This window comes from Streptomyces sp. NBC_00076 (assembly GCF_045041235.1).
GTDB lineage: Bacteria > Actinomycetota > Actinomycetes > Streptomycetales > Streptomycetaceae > Streptomyces.
In genome coordinates, this window is the sequence record NZ_CP108242.1 from 7,554,994 (window position 1) to 7,570,822 (window position 15,829).

The 15,829-nt window shown below is 65.2% G+C and carries 9 protein-coding genes, 1 tRNA gene and 3 rRNA genes; 10 read left to right on the top strand and 3 right to left on the bottom strand.

From position 1 onward, the window contains the following. The first annotated feature begins 53 nt into the window (after positions 1 to 53). Together dapB and OHA64_RS34470 are read left to right on the top strand one after the other, a co-directional pair. Positions 54 to 806 carry a 4-hydroxy-tetrahydrodipicolinate reductase gene (dapB, locus tag OHA64_RS34465; RefSeq protein WP_405619869.1) on the top strand — a complete coding sequence of 251 codons (753 nt, stop codon included), beginning with the start codon at positions 54 to 56 and terminating at the stop codon, positions 804 to 806. Positions 807 to 819: 13 nt separating this feature from the next. Continuing rightward, the gene (locus tag OHA64_RS34470) at positions 820 to 1,272 is read left to right on the top strand and encodes a hypothetical protein (protein WP_405619871.1); all 453 of its coding nucleotides are present in this window, start codon (positions 820 to 822) and stop codon (positions 1,270 to 1,272) included. Between the two features lie 65 nt (positions 1,273 to 1,337). On the opposite strand, the gene OHA64_RS34475 is transcribed toward OHA64_RS34470, so the two are convergent. Next, positions 1,338 to 1,892 (bottom strand): hypothetical protein, encoded by a 555-nt coding sequence (locus OHA64_RS34475; RefSeq protein ID WP_405619873.1) that lies wholly within the window; start codon positions 1,890 to 1,892, stop codon positions 1,338 to 1,340. A gap of 101 nt (positions 1,893 to 1,993) precedes the next feature. Beyond that, positions 1,994 to 2,233, bottom strand: a complete 240-nt coding sequence (locus OHA64_RS34480; RefSeq protein WP_405619875.1) for a hypothetical protein — start codon at positions 2,231 to 2,233, stop codon at positions 1,994 to 1,996. Between the two features lie 190 nt (positions 2,234 to 2,423). Between OHA64_RS34480 and thyX the strand changes: the two genes are divergently transcribed. From thyX to OHA64_RS34520, 8 genes are all read left to right on the top strand, one after another. Further along, the gene (gene thyX, locus OHA64_RS34485) at positions 2,424 to 3,164 is read left to right on the top strand and encodes an FAD-dependent thymidylate synthase (protein ID WP_405619877.1); all 741 of its coding nucleotides are present in this window, start codon (positions 2,424 to 2,426) and stop codon (positions 3,162 to 3,164) included. A gap of 211 nt (positions 3,165 to 3,375) precedes the next feature. Next, positions 3,376 to 4,275 (top strand): 4-hydroxy-tetrahydrodipicolinate synthase, encoded by a 900-nt coding sequence (dapA, locus tag OHA64_RS34490; RefSeq protein WP_405619878.1) that lies wholly within the window; start codon positions 3,376 to 3,378, stop codon positions 4,273 to 4,275. A 153-nt stretch (positions 4,276 to 4,428) separates the two neighbouring features. Next, positions 4,429 to 6,114, top strand: a complete 1,686-nt coding sequence (locus OHA64_RS34495; protein WP_405619880.1) for a ribonuclease J — start codon at positions 4,429 to 4,431, stop codon at positions 6,112 to 6,114. Positions 6,115 to 6,630: 516 nt separating this feature from the next. After that, positions 6,631 to 8,156: ribosomal RNA gene (locus tag OHA64_RS34500) — 16S ribosomal RNA — on the top strand. Between the two features lie 319 nt (positions 8,157 to 8,475). Beyond that, a 23S ribosomal RNA gene (locus OHA64_RS34505) occupies positions 8,476 to 11,598 on the top strand. Positions 11,599 to 11,690: 92 nt separating this feature from the next. Continuing rightward, positions 11,691 to 11,807 (top strand): 5S ribosomal RNA (gene rrf, locus OHA64_RS34510). The 16S, 23S and 5S rRNA genes sit together here, the layout of an rRNA operon. Positions 11,808 to 11,921: 114 nt before the next feature. Further along, complete coding sequence (locus OHA64_RS34515; RefSeq protein ID WP_405624232.1) at positions 11,922 to 12,584, top strand: DegT/DnrJ/EryC1/StrS family aminotransferase; 663 nt, start codon at positions 11,922 to 11,924, stop codon at positions 12,582 to 12,584. A 92-nt stretch (positions 12,585 to 12,676) separates the two neighbouring features. Then, positions 12,677 to 12,752, top strand: a tRNA-Thr gene (locus OHA64_RS34520). A gap of 60 nt (positions 12,753 to 12,812) precedes the next feature. Here the strand turns inward: OHA64_RS34520 and OHA64_RS34525 are convergent. Continuing rightward, positions 12,813 to 15,566, bottom strand: a complete 2,754-nt coding sequence (locus tag OHA64_RS34525; protein ID WP_405619882.1) for a SpoIIE family protein phosphatase — start codon at positions 15,564 to 15,566, stop codon at positions 12,813 to 12,815. Positions 15,567 to 15,829 lie beyond the last annotated feature (263 nt).

Here is a 15,829-nt window from a genome sequence, read left to right on the forward strand (position 1 = left end):
CTCCACCCTCCGACACTGAAGACCCTCCGGAACACCGGTAAGGAAGCAAGAAGATGAGCAAGCTGCGCGTGGCGGTCCTCGGTGCCAAGGGCCGGATCGGTTCCGAGGCGGTACGGGCGGTCGAGGCCGCCGAGGACATGGAGCTGGTCGCCGCCCTCGGCCGGGGCGACAAGCTGGAGACGCTCGCCGAGACCGGCGCCCAGGTCGCCGTGGAGCTGACCACGCCGGCCTCGGTCATGGACAACCTCGACTTCTGCGTACGGCACGGCATCCACGCGGTCGTCGGTACGACGGGCTGGACCGACGAGCGCCTGGCGAAGCTGAACGGGTGGCTCGCCCAGTCCCCGGAGACGGGCGTGCTCATCGCGCCGAACTTCTCCATCGGGGCGGTCCTGACCATGAAGTTCGCGCAGATCGCCGCGCCGTACTTCGAGTCCGTCGAGGTCGTCGAGCTCCACCACCCGAACAAGGTCGACGCCCCGTCCGGTACCGCCACGCGCACCGCCCAGCTCATCGCCGAGGCCCGCCGCACAGCCGGCTCCGCCCCGGCGCCGGACGCCACGGTCACGGCCCTGGACGGGGCGCGCGGCGCGAACGTCGACGGTGTCCCGGTGCACGCGATCCGCCTGCGCGGCCTGCTGGCCCACCAGGAGGTCCTGCTGGGCGGCGAGGGCGAGACCCTGACCGTCCGCCACGACTCGCTCCACCACAGCAGCTTCATGCCGGGCATCCTGCTGGGCGCCCGCCGTGTGGTGACCAGTCCGGGCCTCACCTTCGGCCTGGAAAACTTCCTGGACCTGAACTGAGCCCCTGACAGTCATGCGCGCGAAGCTCTCCTACGCCGTCACGGCGGCCGTCCTGCTCTTCTACTTCGTCCTGGTCGGCAGCCGCGGTGTCATGCTCATCCAGTCCGGCACGCTCCTCACCGTGACCTTCGGCGTCGCGGTCCTGATCCTGCCGGTCATCGGCCTGTGGTTCCTCTGGAAGAACACCCAGTTCGCCCGCAAGGCCAACCAGCTCGCCGCCGAGCTCGACGCCGAGGGCGGCCTGCCCGTCGACGAGCTGAAGCGCACCCCAGGCGGCCGCGTCGACCGTGACTCGGCCGACGAGGTCTTCGCCCGCCGCAAGGCCGAGACGGAGGCGGCCCCCGACGACTGGCGCAGCTGGTTCCGCCTGGCCGTCGCCTACCACGACGCCCGCGACACCCCGCGCGCCCGCAAGGCGATGCAGCGGGCGATCGCCCTGCACGAGGGCAGGCCCGTCCAGGTCTGACCCCGGTACGTAGAAAGGGCCGGCCCGCGATGCACGCGGACCGGCCCTTCGTGTTGTCGAGGCGGTCAGCTCCCGTGGTGCTCGTCCGCCCAGGCCTCCACCGCGTCCGCCGCCCGGTCGAAGGCGCCGTGGCGCGCCAGGAAGTCCGCGTTGTGCGTGGTCAGCAACACCGGCCTGTCCGCCGCTCCACCATCTCGCCGTACGAGGGTCAGCGCCTGCCCCTGCACGGTGCGGGGCAGCCCGAGCCAGCGCACCGGCTGCTGCACCGTCCGCACGGCGACGACCCGCTCCCAGGGCACCGTGCGGGTGAGGAGGAAGCCCACCTGCCGCAGCCCTCGTGCGCTCACCCACACACCCATCCGCAGCAGCCGCAGCGCGCCGATGATGATGAGCACCGCGATGCCGAGGACCACTCCGGCCTCGGACACCGAGCCGGTCAGGGCGATGATGACCGCCGCGAACAGCACGTACGAGGCGAGCAGCAACGAGATCGCGGCCACACCCACACGCCACGGGCCGGGGCGGTACGGGCGCCGCCAGCGGTCGCGGTCGTCGAAGGGCAGGGCGTAGTCCTCCGCCGCTTCGAACGCGCGGTCGGCCGTCAGGAAGGGCAGGGGCACGACTGGTCCTCACTCAATCCATGCTTGGGCTGTGCCCGGTGAGGTTATCTACCTGCGTACCCACTCACCACCTCAGGGGGGCCGGACGGGGTCAGTCCGGTTCAGTGCCCCTCGGACGCCTGGGACTGCTGCGTATGCGCGGGCGACTGGTCCTGTGACAACGCCGGCGTCCCGATGACCAGGGAGCCCGCGAGTCCGGCGACGATGGTGAGGCCCAGGAGCCAGCGCCCGGCCATCTGTCCGAGGGACGCCCGCGCACGGGGCGGGGGAGTGACATTGCTGCGGAACCTGTCGGCTTCGGCGAGGAAGGCGAACGGCACGGGTTCGCGCCGACGGAACATCGGGATCGCTTCTCCTTCGGGGATCGAATGAATCACTGCTGTCCATACAGACGATCGGGTGCCACAAACGGTGCCCTCATGCACCGAATTCACTGAAGTTGTCGCGGACCGGCACCGAATGCCCCGATGTCAGTGCCGGGTCGTAGAGTGGGCGCCGCCCGAGAGAAGTGATGGAAGGACCCGCCGAGCCGTGACCGACACCCCCGCCGACGACCCCAAGCCCAGCTTCCGGAGCGACGTCACCGTCGAGCTGGTCAAGCACACCGCGTCCGACGCCGACGTGCTCTTCGCCGCCCGTGTCTCGACCGCCGGAGAGCAGTCCCTGGACGAGCTGGGCAAGGACCCGGAGCGCTCCAAGGGCCTGATCAACTACCTGATGCGGGACCGGCACGGCAGCCCCTTCGAGCACAACTCGATGACCTTCTTCATCAGCGCCCCGATCTTCGTCTTCCGCGAGTTCATGCGGCACCGCGTGGGGTGGTCGTACAACGAGGAATCCGGCCGCTACCGGGAGCTCCAGCCCGTCTTCTACGTGCCCGGAGAGTCCCGCAAGCTCGTCCAGCAGGGCCGCCCGGGCAAGTACGTCTTCGTCGAGGGCAGCGAGGCCCAGCAGGAGCTGGTCACCCGCACCATGGAGAACACCTATCGCGAGGCGTACGAGGCCTACCAGGAGATGCTCGCCGCCGGTGTCGCCCGCGAGGTCGCCCGCGCGGTCCTCCCGGTCGGCCTGTTCTCCTCGATGTACGCCACCTGCAACGCCCGCTCGCTGATGCACTTCCTCGGCCTGCGCACCCAGCATGAACTGGCCAAGGTCCCGTCCTTCCCGCAGCGGGAGATCGAGATGGTCGGCGAGAAGATGGAGGCGGAGTGGGCCAAGCTGATGCCGCTCACGTACGCCGCCTTCAACGCGAACGGCCGAGTGGCGCCGTAACGCGCCCTCGTTCCCTCCCCGGGCACAGATGTACGGGTCAGCCTCGCGAAGTGTCCGTATTGCGGCGTTTGGAGAAGTTCATCTAGCCTGATCAAACGGACCCGGCACTGCTTGAACCCCCGAGCAGGCAGTGCCGGGCTCCGCATTTGTCACCACTTGTCGCCTGCCCCTAGGGCAGACCCCACCTTGAGCAACGAGTAGCGTGTTACCCATGGCTCCGACCTCCACTCCGCAGACCCCCTTCGGGCGGGTCCTCACCGCCATGGTCACGCCCTTCAAGGCGGACGGCGCACTCGACCTCGACGGCGCACAGCGGCTCGCCACCCACCTGGTGGACGCAGGCAACGACGGCCTGATCATCAATGGCACCACCGGCGAGTCCCCCACCACCAGCAACGCGGAGAAATCGGACCTCGTACGGGCCGTCCTGGAGGCCGTCGGTGACCGCGCCCACGTCGTCGCCGGCGTCGGCACGAACGACACCCGCCACAGCATCGAGCTCGCTCGTATGGCGGAGCAGGTGGGCGCACACGGCCTTCTGCTCGTCACGCCCTACTACAACAAGCCCCCTCAGGAGGGCTTGTACCGCCACTTCACGACCATCACCGACGCCGCCGAGCTGCCGGTCATGCTGTACGACATCCCGGGCCGCAGCGGTGTCCCGATCAACACCGAGACACTGGTCCGCCTCGCCGAGCACCCGCGGATCGTCGCCAACAAGGACGCCAAGGGCGACCTCGGCCGCGCCAGCTGGGCCATCGCGCGATCGGGCCTCGCCTGGTACTCCGGCGACGACATGCTGAACCTGCCGCTGCTCTCCGTGGGCGCGGTCGGTTTCGTCTCGGTCGTGGGCCATGTGGTCACCCCGGAGCTGCGCGCCCTGGTCGATGCGTACATGGCCGGCGACGTCCAGAAGGCGACCGAGATCCACCAGAAACTGCTCCCGGTCTACACGGGCATGTTCCGCACCCAGGGCGTCATGACGACGAAGGCCGCGCTCACCCTCCAGGGCCTGCCCGCCGGACCGCTGCGCGCCCCCATGGTCGAGCTCATGCCCGAAGAGGTCGAGCAGCTCAAGATCGATCTTGCCGCGGGCGGGGTACAGCTCTAGTACCAGACTTCGCGCGCCCACTCGCGCACCCAGACTTCACAACTGAATAGGCAGGCCACCGGTGCCTGCGTCCACAACGACAACTGCTTCTGCACGAACGTCATGCGCGCCACGTGCCCACCGGTACGTGGCGTGTGTGGTGAGGAGAGTCTTTTGAGTCATCCGCATCCTGAACTCGGCCCGCCCCCGCCGCTCCCCACGAGCGGCCTGCGAGTCACCCCGCTCGGCGGTCTCGGCGAGATCGGCCGAAACATGACGGTCTTCGAGTACGGCGGCCGCCTGCTGATCGTCGACTGCGGAGTGCTCTTCCCCGAGGAGGAGCAGCCCGGAATCGACCTGATCCTGCCGGACTTCTCGTCCATCCGGGACCGCCTCGACGACATCGAGGGCATCGTCCTCACGCATGGTCACGAGGACCACATCGGCGGAGTCCCCTACCTCCTGCGCGAGAAGCCGGACATCCCGCTGATCGGCTCCAAGCTGACCCTCGCCCTGATCGAGGCGAAGCTCCAGGAGCACCGCATCCGCCCGTACACCCTCGAGGTGGCGGAGGGGCACCGTGAGCGCATCGGCCCCTTCGACTGCGAGTTCGTCGCGGTCAACCACTCGATCCCGGACGCTCTGGCCGTCGCCATCCGTACCCCGGCCGGCATGGTGGTCCACACGGGCGACTTCAAGATGGACCAGCTCCCGCTGGACAACCGCCTCACGGACCTCCACGCGTTCGCACGACTCAGCGAGGAGGGCATCGACCTGCTCCTCGCGGACTCGACGAACGCGGAGGTCCCGGGATTCGTTCCGCCCGAGCGGGAGATCTCCAACGTCCTGCGTCAGGTCTTCGGGAACGCCCGCAAGAGGATCATCGTGGCGAGCTTCGCCAGCCACGTCCACCGTATCCAGCAGATCCTGGACGCGGCCCACGAGTACGGCCGCCGGGTCGCCTTCGTCGGCCGCTCGATGGTCCGCAACATGGGCATCGCACGGGATTTGGGCTATCTGAAGGTCCCGCCGGGTCTGGTGGTCGACGTGAAGACGCTCGACGACCTTCCGGACCACGAGGTCGTCCTGGTCTGCACGGGCTCCCAGGGCGAACCGATGGCCGCCCTGTCCCGCATGGCCAACCGGGACCACCAGATCCGCATCGTCCCCGGCGACACCGTGATCCTGGCGTCGTCGCTGATCCCCGGCAACGAGAACGCGGTCTACCGCGTGATCAACGGTCTGACCCGCTGGGGCGCCAACGTCGTCCACAAGGGCAACGCCAAGGTCCATGTCTCGGGCCACGCCTCGGCCGGCGAGTTGCTGTACTTCTACAACATCTGCCGCCCGAAGAACCTGATGCCGGTCCACGGCGAATGGCGCCACCTGCGCGCCAATGCCGAGCTGGGCGCGCTGACCGGAGTCCCGCACGACCGGATCGTCATCGCCGAGGACGGCGTGGTCGTCGACCTCGTCGAAGGCAAGGCGAAGATCTCCGGCAAGGTCCAGGCGGGCTATGTCTACGTCGACGGGCTCTCCGTCGGGGACGTGGGCGAGCCGGCCCTGAAGGACCGCAAAATCCTCGGCGACGAGGGCATCATCTCGGTCTTCATGGTCATCGACTCGTCGACCGGGAAGATCACGGGCGGCCCGCACGTCCAGGCGCGCGGCTCGGGTATCGACGACTCCGCCTTCGCCGACGTGCTTCCCAGGATCACGGAGGTCCTTGAGCGCTCGGCCCAGGACGGCGTGGTCGAGCCCCATCAGCTCCAGCAGTTGGTGCGGCGGACCCTGGGCAAGTGGGTCTCGGACACGTATCGGCGCAGGCCGATGATCCTCCCTGTGGTGGTGGAGGTCTGACGGTCCGTCGGACTCTCGTCCGCGTGAACTCGGAGCGGGGAACCTCGATTTGCATCGGGGCGCCCCGCTCCAGTAGGTTTACGGCTCCGCCCGAGGGGGAACCCGGCAGCTTCATGAGCCGGAACCAGTCCCCTGGGGGGTGGAAATTCCGACTCAGAACTTCTGATAAAGTCGGAACCGCCGGAAAGGGAAACGCGAAAGCGGGAACCTGGAAAGCACCGAGGAAATCGGATCGAGAAAAGGTCTGATAGAGTCGGAAACGCAAGACCGAAGGGAAGCGCCCGGAGGAAAGCCTGAGAGAGTCTCTCGGGTGAGTACAAAGGAAGCGTCCGTTCCTTGAGAACTCAACAGCGTGCCAAAAGTCAACGCCAGATATGTTGATACCCCGTCTCCGGCCGGATTTCCGGTTGGGGCGAGGTTCCTTTGAAGAAAACACAGCGAGGACGCTGTGAACGGCCGGGCTTATTCCGCCTGGCTGTTCCGCTCTCGTGGTGTCATCCCGATTACGGGAGAACATTCACGGAGAGTTTGATCCTGGCTCAGGACGAACGCTGGCGGCGTGCTTAACACATGCAAGTCGAACGATGAACCACTTCGGTGGGGATTAGTGGCGAACGGGTGAGTAACACGTGGGCAATCTGCCCTTCACTCTGGGACAAGCCCTGGAAACGGGGTCTAATACCGGATAACACTTCCATTCTCCTGAATGGTGGTTAAAAGCTCCGGCGGTGAAGGATGAGCCCGCGGCCTATCAGCTTGTTGGTGAGGTAATGGCTCACCAAGGCGACGACGGGTAGCCGGCCTGAGAGGGCGACCGGCCACACTGGGACTGAGACACGGCCCAGACTCCTACGGGAGGCAGCAGTGGGGAATATTGCACAATGGGCGAAAGCCTGATGCAGCGACGCCGCGTGAGGGATGACGGCCTTCGGGTTGTAAACCTCTTTCAGCAGGGAAGAAGCGAAAGTGACGGTACCTGCAGAAGAAGCGCCGGCTAACTACGTGCCAGCAGCCGCGGTAATACGTAGGGCGCAAGCGTTGTCCGGAATTATTGGGCGTAAAGAGCTCGTAGGCGGCTTGTCACGTCGGGTGTGAAAGCCCGGGGCTTAACCCCGGGTCTGCATTCGATACGGGCTAGCTAGAGTGTGGTAGGGGAGATCGGAATTCCTGGTGTAGCGGTGAAATGCGCAGATATCAGGAGGAACACCGGTGGCGAAGGCGGATCTCTGGGCCATTACTGACGCTGAGGAGCGAAAGCGTGGGGAGCGAACAGGATTAGATACCCTGGTAGTCCACGCCGTAAACGGTGGGAACTAGGTGTTGGCGACATTCCACGTCGTCGGTGCCGCAGCTAACGCATTAAGTTCCCCGCCTGGGGAGTACGGCCGCAAGGCTAAAACTCAAAGGAATTGACGGGGGCCCGCACAAGCAGCGGAGCATGTGGCTTAATTCGACGCAACGCGAAGAACCTTACCAAGGCTTGACATACACCGGAAAGCATCAGAGATGGTGCCCCCCTTGTGGTCGGTGTACAGGTGGTGCATGGCTGTCGTCAGCTCGTGTCGTGAGATGTTGGGTTAAGTCCCGCAACGAGCGCAACCCTTGTTCTGTGTTGCCAGCATGCCCTTCGGGGTGATGGGGACTCACAGGAGACCGCCGGGGTCAACTCGGAGGAAGGTGGGGACGACGTCAAGTCATCATGCCCCTTATGTCTTGGGCTGCACACGTGCTACAATGGCAGGTACAATGAGCTGCGATACCGTGAGGTGGAGCGAATCTCAAAAAGCCTGTCTCAGTTCGGATTGGGGTCTGCAACTCGACCCCATGAAGTCGGAGTTGCTAGTAATCGCAGATCAGCATTGCTGCGGTGAATACGTTCCCGGGCCTTGTACACACCGCCCGTCACGTCACGAAAGTCGGTAACACCCGAAGCCGGTGGCCCAACCCCTTGTGGGAGGGAGCTGTCGAAGGTGGGACTGGCGATTGGGACGAAGTCGTAACAAGGTAGCCGTACCGGAAGGTGCGGCTGGATCACCTCCTTTCTAAGGAGCACTTCTTACCGATCCCTCCGGGGTGAGGTCAGAGGCCAGTACATCGGCGAATGTCCGGTGCTGGTTGCTCAAGGGTGGAACGTTGACTATTCGGCATACTTGATCGTCTTCTCCTTCCAGTACTGCTCTTCGGAGCGTGGAACGTTGAGGGAAGCGGCAGGGATGCCGGGCACGCTGTTGGGTGTCTGAGGGTACGGGCTTGAGAGTCTGGATCTTCAGTTGCCGGCCCCAGTGCACTCGAACCGGTTGGTTCGGGGTGATGGGTGGCTGGTCGTTGTTTGAGAACTGCACAGTGGACGCGAGCATCTGTGGCCAAGTTTTTAAGGGCGCACGGTGGATGCCTTGGCACCAGGAACCGATGAAGGACGTGGGAGGCCACGATAGGCCCCGGGGAGTCGTCAACCAGGCTTTGATCCGGGGGTGTCCGAATGGGGAAACCCGGCAGTCGTCATGGGCTGTCACCCTTGCCTGAACACATAGGGCAAGTGGAGGGAACGCGGGGAAGTGAAACATCTCAGTACCCGCAGGAAGAGAAAACAACCGTGATTCCGGGAGTAGTGGCGAGCGAAACCGGATGAGGCTAAACCGTATACGTGTGAGACCCGGCAGGGGTTGCGTATGCGGGGTTGTGGGATCTCTCTTTTACGGTCTGCCGGCCGTGAGACGAGTCAGAAACCGTTGATGTAGGCGAAGGACATGCGAAAGGTCCGGCGTAGAGGGTAAGACCCCCGTAGTCGAAACGTCAACGGCTCGTTTGAGAGACACCCAAGTAGCACGGGGCCCGAGAAATCCCGTGTGAATCTGGCGGGACCACCCGCTAAGCCTAAATATTCCCTGGTGACCGATAGCGGATAGTACCGTGAGGGAATGGTGAAAAGTACCGCGGGAGCGGAGTGAAATAGTACCTGAAACCGTGTGCCTACAAGCCGTGGGAGCGTCGCGCATCAAGCTTGCTTGGTGCGTCGTGACTGCGTGCCTTTTGAAGAATGAGCCTGCGAGTTTGCGGTGTGTTGCGAGGTTAACCCGGGTGGGGTAGCCGTAGCGAAAGCGAGTCCGAACAGGGCGTTTCAGTAGCACGCTCAAGACCCGAAGCGGAGTGATCTAGCCATGGGCAGGTTGAAGCGGAGGTAAGACTTCGTGGAGGACCGAACCCACCAGGGTTGAAAACCTGGGGGATGACCTGTGGTTAGGGGTGAAAGGCCAATCAAACTCCGTGATAGCTGGTTCTCCCCGAAATGCATTTAGGTGCAGCGTCGTGTGTTTCTTGCCGGAGGTAGAGCACTGGATAGGCGATGGGCCCTACCGGGTTACTGACCTTAGCCAAACTCCGAATGCCGGTAAGTGAGAGCGCGGCAGTGAGACTGTGGGGGATAAGCTCCATGGTCGAGAGGGAAACAGCCCAGAGCATCGACTAAGGCCCCTAAGCGTACGCTAAGTGGGAAAGGATGTGGAGTCGCACAGACAACCAGGAGGTTGGCTTAGAAGCAGCCACCCTTGAAAGAGTGCGTAATAGCTCACTGGTCTAGTGATTCCGCGCCGACAATGTAGCGGGGCTCAAGCGTACCGCCGAAGTCGTGTCATTGCAGCATGAGGGCCAACGCCCGCTGTGATGGGTAGGGGAGCGTCGTGTGCCGGGTGAAGCCGCCGTGTAAGCGAGTGGTGGACGGTTCACGAGTGAGAATGCAGGCATGAGTAGCGATACACACGTGGGAAACGTGTGCGCCGATTGACTAAGGGTTCCTGGGTCAAGCTGATCTGCCCAGGGTAAGTCGGGACCTAAGGCGAGGCCGACAGGCGTAGTCGATGGATAACCGGTTGATATTCCGGTACCCGCTGTGAAGCGTCAAACATTGAATCAGGCGATGCTAAGTCCGTGAAGCCGTTCCGGACCCTTCGGGGAAAGGAAAGTGGTGGAGCCGACGGACCAGACTTGTAGTAGGTGAGTGATGGGGTGACGCAGGAAGGTAGTCCATCCCGGGCGGTGGTTGTCCCGGGGTAAGGGTGTAGGACGTCAGGTAGGTAAATCCGCCTGGCAATAGTCTGAGACCTGATGCCGAGCCGATTGTGGTGAAGTGGATGATCCTATGCTGTCGAGAAAAGCCTCTAGCGAGTTTCATGGCGGCCCGTACCCTAAACCGACTCAGGTGGTCAGGTAGAGAATACCGAGGCGTTCGGGTGAACTATGGTTAAGGAACTCGGCAAAATGCCCCCGTAACTTCGGGAGAAGGGGGGCCATCACTGGTGAGAGGACGTGCTCCTCGAGCTGGGGGTGGCCGCAGAGACCAGCGAGAAGCGACTGTTTACTAAAAACACAGGTCCGTGCGAAGCCGTAAGGCGATGTATACGGACTGACGCCTGCCCGGTGCTGGAACGTTAAGGGGACCGGTTAGTCAGGATTCGTCTTGGCGAAGCTGAGAACTTAAGCGCCAGTAAACGGCGGTGGTAACTATAACCATCCTAAGGTAGCGAAATTCCTTGTCGGGTAAGTTCCGACCTGCACGAATGGCGTAACGACTTCTCGACTGTCTCAACCATAGGCCCGGTGAAATTGCACTACGAGTAAAGATGCTCGTTTCGCGCAGCAGGACGGAAAGACCCCGGGACCTTTACTACAGTTTGATATTGGTGTTCGGTTCGGCTTGTGTAGGATAGCTGGGAGACTGTGAAGCTTGGACGCCAGTTCAGGTGGAGTCGTCGTTGAAATACCAGTCTGGTCGTGCTGGATGTCTAACCTGGGTCCGTGATCCGGATCAGGGACAGTGTCTGATGGGTAGTTTAACTGGGGCGGTTGCCTCCTAAAGAGTAACGGAGGCGCCCAAAGGTTCCCTCAGCCTGGTTGGCAATCAGGTGTTGAGTGTAAGTGCACAAGGGAGCTTGACTGTGAGACCGACGGGTCGAGCAGGGACGAAAGTCGGGACTAGTGATCCGGCGGTGGCTTGTGGAAGCGCCGTCGCTCAACGGATAAAAGGTACCCCGGGGATAACAGGCTGATCTTCCCCAAGAGTCCATATCGACGGGATGGTTTGGCACCTCGATGTCGGCTCGTCGCATCCTGGGGCTGGAGTCGGTCCCAAGGGTTGGGCTGTTCGCCCATTAAAGCGGTACGCGAGCTGGGTTTAGAACGTCGTGAGACAGTTCGGTCCCTATCCGCTGCGCGCGTAGGAATATTGAGAAGGGCTGTCCCTAGTACGAGAGGACCGGGACGGACGAACCTCTGGTGTGCCAGTTGTTCTGCCAAGGGCATGGCTGGTTGGCTACGTTCGGGAGGGATAACCGCTGAAAGCATCTAAGCGGGAAGCCTGCTTCGAGATGAGTATTCCCACCCCCTTTGAGGGGTTAAGGCTCCCAGTAGACGACTGGGTTGATAGGCCGGATCTGGAAGCACGGTAACGTGTGGAGGTGACCGGTACTAATAGGCCGAGGGCTTGTCCTCAGTTGCTCGCGTCCACTGTGTTGGTTCTGAAACCACGAACAGCCCCATACCCAGGGCCACGGGTGTGGTGCGGCAGTTCAGTTTCATAGTGTTTCGGTGGTTTTAGCGTGAGGGAAACGCCCGGTTACATTCCGAACCCGGAAGCTAAGCCTTACAGCGCCGATGGTACTGCAGGGGGGACCCTGTGGGAGAGTAGGACGCCGCCGAACAATCATTCAAAGGGTTGGATCCTGAACTTCGGTTCGGGGTCCAACCCTTTTTTGTTGCGCGTCACTTGAAGTTCACGTTGCGCAACCAGCATCCGAAGCATGGGTACTGCTGCAATGCTCAGGGCCGCCGGCGTCGGAGTCGGTGACGAGGTCGTCGTACCGGCGTTCGGGAACGTGGAGGTTGCCGAGGCCGTGGTGTTGGCCGGGGCGCTTCCGGTGTTCGCCGACATAGAACCGCTGACCTACTGCCTCGCCCCCTTCGCTGTCGAGGCGGCCGTGACTTCACGGACGGCGGCTGTCGTCGTCGTACACCGCTTCGGTCAGCCGGCCGACATGGCGCGACTGCTGGGGCTCGGGGAGCGGCACGGGCTTCTCGTGTTGCAGGAGGGTGAGTCCGAGGCGCCTTACGACGAGGTCGCTCAGCGCCGGCAACGGGCGGCCTATCTCGATACGAAGTTGCGGGGTGTGCGGACGCCCGACGGGGGTGTCGGCCACACCTACCAGCAGTACGTGGTGCGGGTGCCGGGGAATGGGCGGCCGGACCGGGATGCATTCGCCCGTGCCGTGCGCGCTCGGGGTGTCGACTGCCGGGTTCCGGTGAAGACGCCGGTGCACAGGCTGCCCGAATACCGTCGGTGCGTGTCCCTGCCCGAGACCGAGCGGGCCGCCGACGAGACGTTGGCGCTGCCGGTGGAAGCGTCCCTGACCAAGCGGGACATGCAGCGGATTGTGGGCGCGTGCAATGCCCTCGGCGGGCTGCTGCAGCCGGCCTTCTGAAGGCCGCTGGCCCGGTGAACGTGGTTGGGAGCACAGACCTGTTCGGGGTATGATCTATTCCGTTGCCGCGAGGGAGACCTCGAAGGCGACCGGCCCCCATAGCTCAGTCGGCAGAGCGTCTCCATGGTAAGGAGAAGGTCAACGGTTCGATTCCGTTTGGGGGCTCCAGAAGAAGAAGGCCCTCGCCCTTTCGGGCGGGGGCCTTTCGCGTGTCCTCGTCGTCCTTCGTCAGTCCTTGTGGAGGCCGGGGACGCGCATCGCGAGGATGGCCATGTCGTCTGACGGGGCGTCCGACGCGAAGCGTTCCACCGCGCGCATGATGCGGGCCGCGACCGCGCCCGCCGTGAGGCCCGTGCAGGTGGTGAGGACATCGGCGAGACCGTCGTCGCCCAGCATGCGGGTTCCCTCGCGACGTTCGGTGACGCCGTCCGTGACGCACAGGAGGACGTCGCCGGGATCGAGCGTGACTGTCTGCTCGTACAGCTCCAGGTCGTCCATGACGCCCAGGAGAGGCTGGGGTTCGGCGGCCGGTTCGACCGTGCCGTCCTGGCGGAGCCGGAGCGGGAGGGGGTGGCCCGCGCAGACCACCTTCAGCTTGGCGCTGCCGTCCTCCTGGGGCCACAACTCGCCGTAGAGGAGGGTCAGGAAGCGGCTGCGGGCGCCCTCGTCGAGGATCGCGGAGTTCAGGCGCTCCAGGACCGCCGGGCCGCTGAGGCCCTCGCGGGCCAGGAGGCGCAGGGCGTGACGAGCCAGGCCCGTGACGGCCGCCGCGTTCGGGCCCGTGCCGCAGACGTCTCCGATGGCGAAGCCGTAGGCGCCGTCGCGGATGGGGAAGAGGTCGTAGAAGTCACCGCCGACCTCGTTGCCCTCGCCGGCCGCGCGGTAGATGACCTCGACCTCCACACCGTCGATCTCGGGGAGTTCGGGCGGTAGGAGGCTGCGCTGGAGGGACTGGCTGATCGCCGTGCGCTCGGAGTAGAGGCGGGCGTTGTCGAGGGCGAGGGCGGCCCTGCGGGAGAGGTCCTCGGCCAGCTCCAGGATCTCCTGGCGGAAGTGTTCGTCCGTGGGCTTGCCCAGCGTCAGCATGCCGATGACGCGGTTGCGGGCCACGAGCGGGAGGACGACGGTTTCGCCGCCGACCGCGGAGGCCGTGGCGAGCGTCGGGCCGATGCCGGAGGCGATCTGACGGGTCGGGCCGCCGTTGAGGCCCAGGCTGCGCATGGAGCTGCGCAGGGCCGCCTGGTGGGCCGCCTCGCCGGGCGCCGACCAGACCCGGGCGCCTGGGGTGGGAACCGGGTCCGGCGGGGGCACCTTCGACAGCAGGGACTTGATGCCGTCGATCAGGTCCTCGTCCTCGTGCAGGACGTACGACAGGTACGGCTCGGAGGACTGGTCGGCGATCGTGTACACGGCGCACCAGGTGGCCAGGGTCGGGACCGTCATCTGGGCCATGAGGGCGAGGGTCTGGTCGCGGTCCAGGGTGCCGGCCAGAAGGTCGGAGGCCTCGACGAGGAAACCGAGGGAGCCCCGGCGCAGGCCTTCCAGTTCGCCGAGGCGGGCGGACTCCACCGCCAGCGCGATGCGGTCGGCGGCGAACTGGAGGCGCAGGGCCTCCTCGTTCGAGTATCTGCCAGGGGCCTCCGCCGCCACGCCCAGGGAGCCAGTGAGACGTCCCTCGACCTTGAGCGGGACCGTGACGACCGAGCGCATGCCGGTGCCGTTCAGCAGCGGTACGGCGCCCGGTACGGCCGTCAGGTCGTCGTGGACGGCCGGCATGCGGGCCGAGCCGTAGCGGCCGGGGCCGGCCTCGACGGGGACGCGGGCGAAGCGCTGGCGGGCGGAGGGCAGGCCTGTGGAAGCGCGGACCTCCAACACCGTTTCGTCGTCGGTGGCCAGGAGCAGGAAGGCGGAATCGGCGTCGAGCATGTCGCGGGCGCGTTCCACCGTGCGCTGGAGGAGACCGTCGAGGTCGTCCGGGGCGGGTGAGCCGATGAACACCTCGAAGGGGTCGGTGCTCTGACCGTCGGAGGACGTGGTCGTGTCGGAGGAGGGCACGCGCGACGGCGTCTGCAGGACGGCTCGCTCGTGGTCCCTGACGAGAAGGCAGACCGTGGAGGGCTCGCCGGTCGTGTCACGGACACGGAGGTGGGAGGCGTAGACGGAGGTGACGCGGCCGGTGGATGCCCGGATACCGTAACTGCCCTCCCAGCGCGAGAGTTGGAGGGCCTCCGCGATGCCGGTGCCGGTGCCGGGGGTGTGCGGCCAGGCGGCGAGGTCGGTGAGGGGCTTGCCGATGACGTGTTCGGCGGCGTAGCCGAAGAGTTCCTCGCCGTCCTCGTTCCAGGACGTGATGGCGCCGGTGCGGTCGATCTGGACGACGGCGACGCGGACGCGGCCGTCGGCGAGCGGGAGGAGGGCGGCGGGCAGCGACGGGCCGGCGGCGCGGGTGCCCACGGGGCGTTCGGGGAGGTCGAGTTGGAACCAGACCTGTTTGTGGGTGGGCGTGTACTCCACGCCCCAACGACCGGCCAGCGCCGCGCACAGTTGGAGGCCGCGGCCGCCCTCGCGGTCGAGGTTGCCCATGTTGACGGCCTGGCCCTGGAGGGGGATCTCGCGCTCCGGATAGCGGTCGGCCACCTCGACCCGTACGCCATCGTCACTGCGTAGACACAGGACGTCCGCGGCGGTGCCCGCGTGCACCACCGCGTTGGTCACCAGTTCGCTCGTAAGGACGACGGCGTCGTCGATGATGTCGGCGAAGCCCCAGCCCTGCAGGGTGTCGCGGACGAAGGAGCGGGCGCTCGCGACCGATCGCCCGACGGGCTCGAAGCTGGCGGCCGCGCGCGCGGTGATCACTGAACTCCTCGGCCTGTTGTCGACGTGAAGGGCTGCCTGGCCGACCGGCTCGTGCCGCTGTTGCGGCAGGCCGCCCGTCGGCCGGGGGTCCGGGGGCTGTTCCCCAGGGATCAGTCCGGTGGTCATGTGTGCGGCCGCCCCTCCGTGCCCGCTCGTTCTTGTGCCACCGCCCAGGCCGGACGGACCGGCGCGGCTGGACAGCCGCAGGCAAGGTTACTTACCTTCCCCGTCCCTGCGGATGCCGGTCGGCGGTGTTTCCGCCCGGAGGGTGTGCGGACGATGTGCGAAGCTGCCGAACTGTTATGGCCTGGTTCGGCCAGGGTGAAACACTGGGCAAGCTTCCGGTGAAGGTACTGGCAGGCTGAGTGAGGTTTGCATGCGGTGGGCAG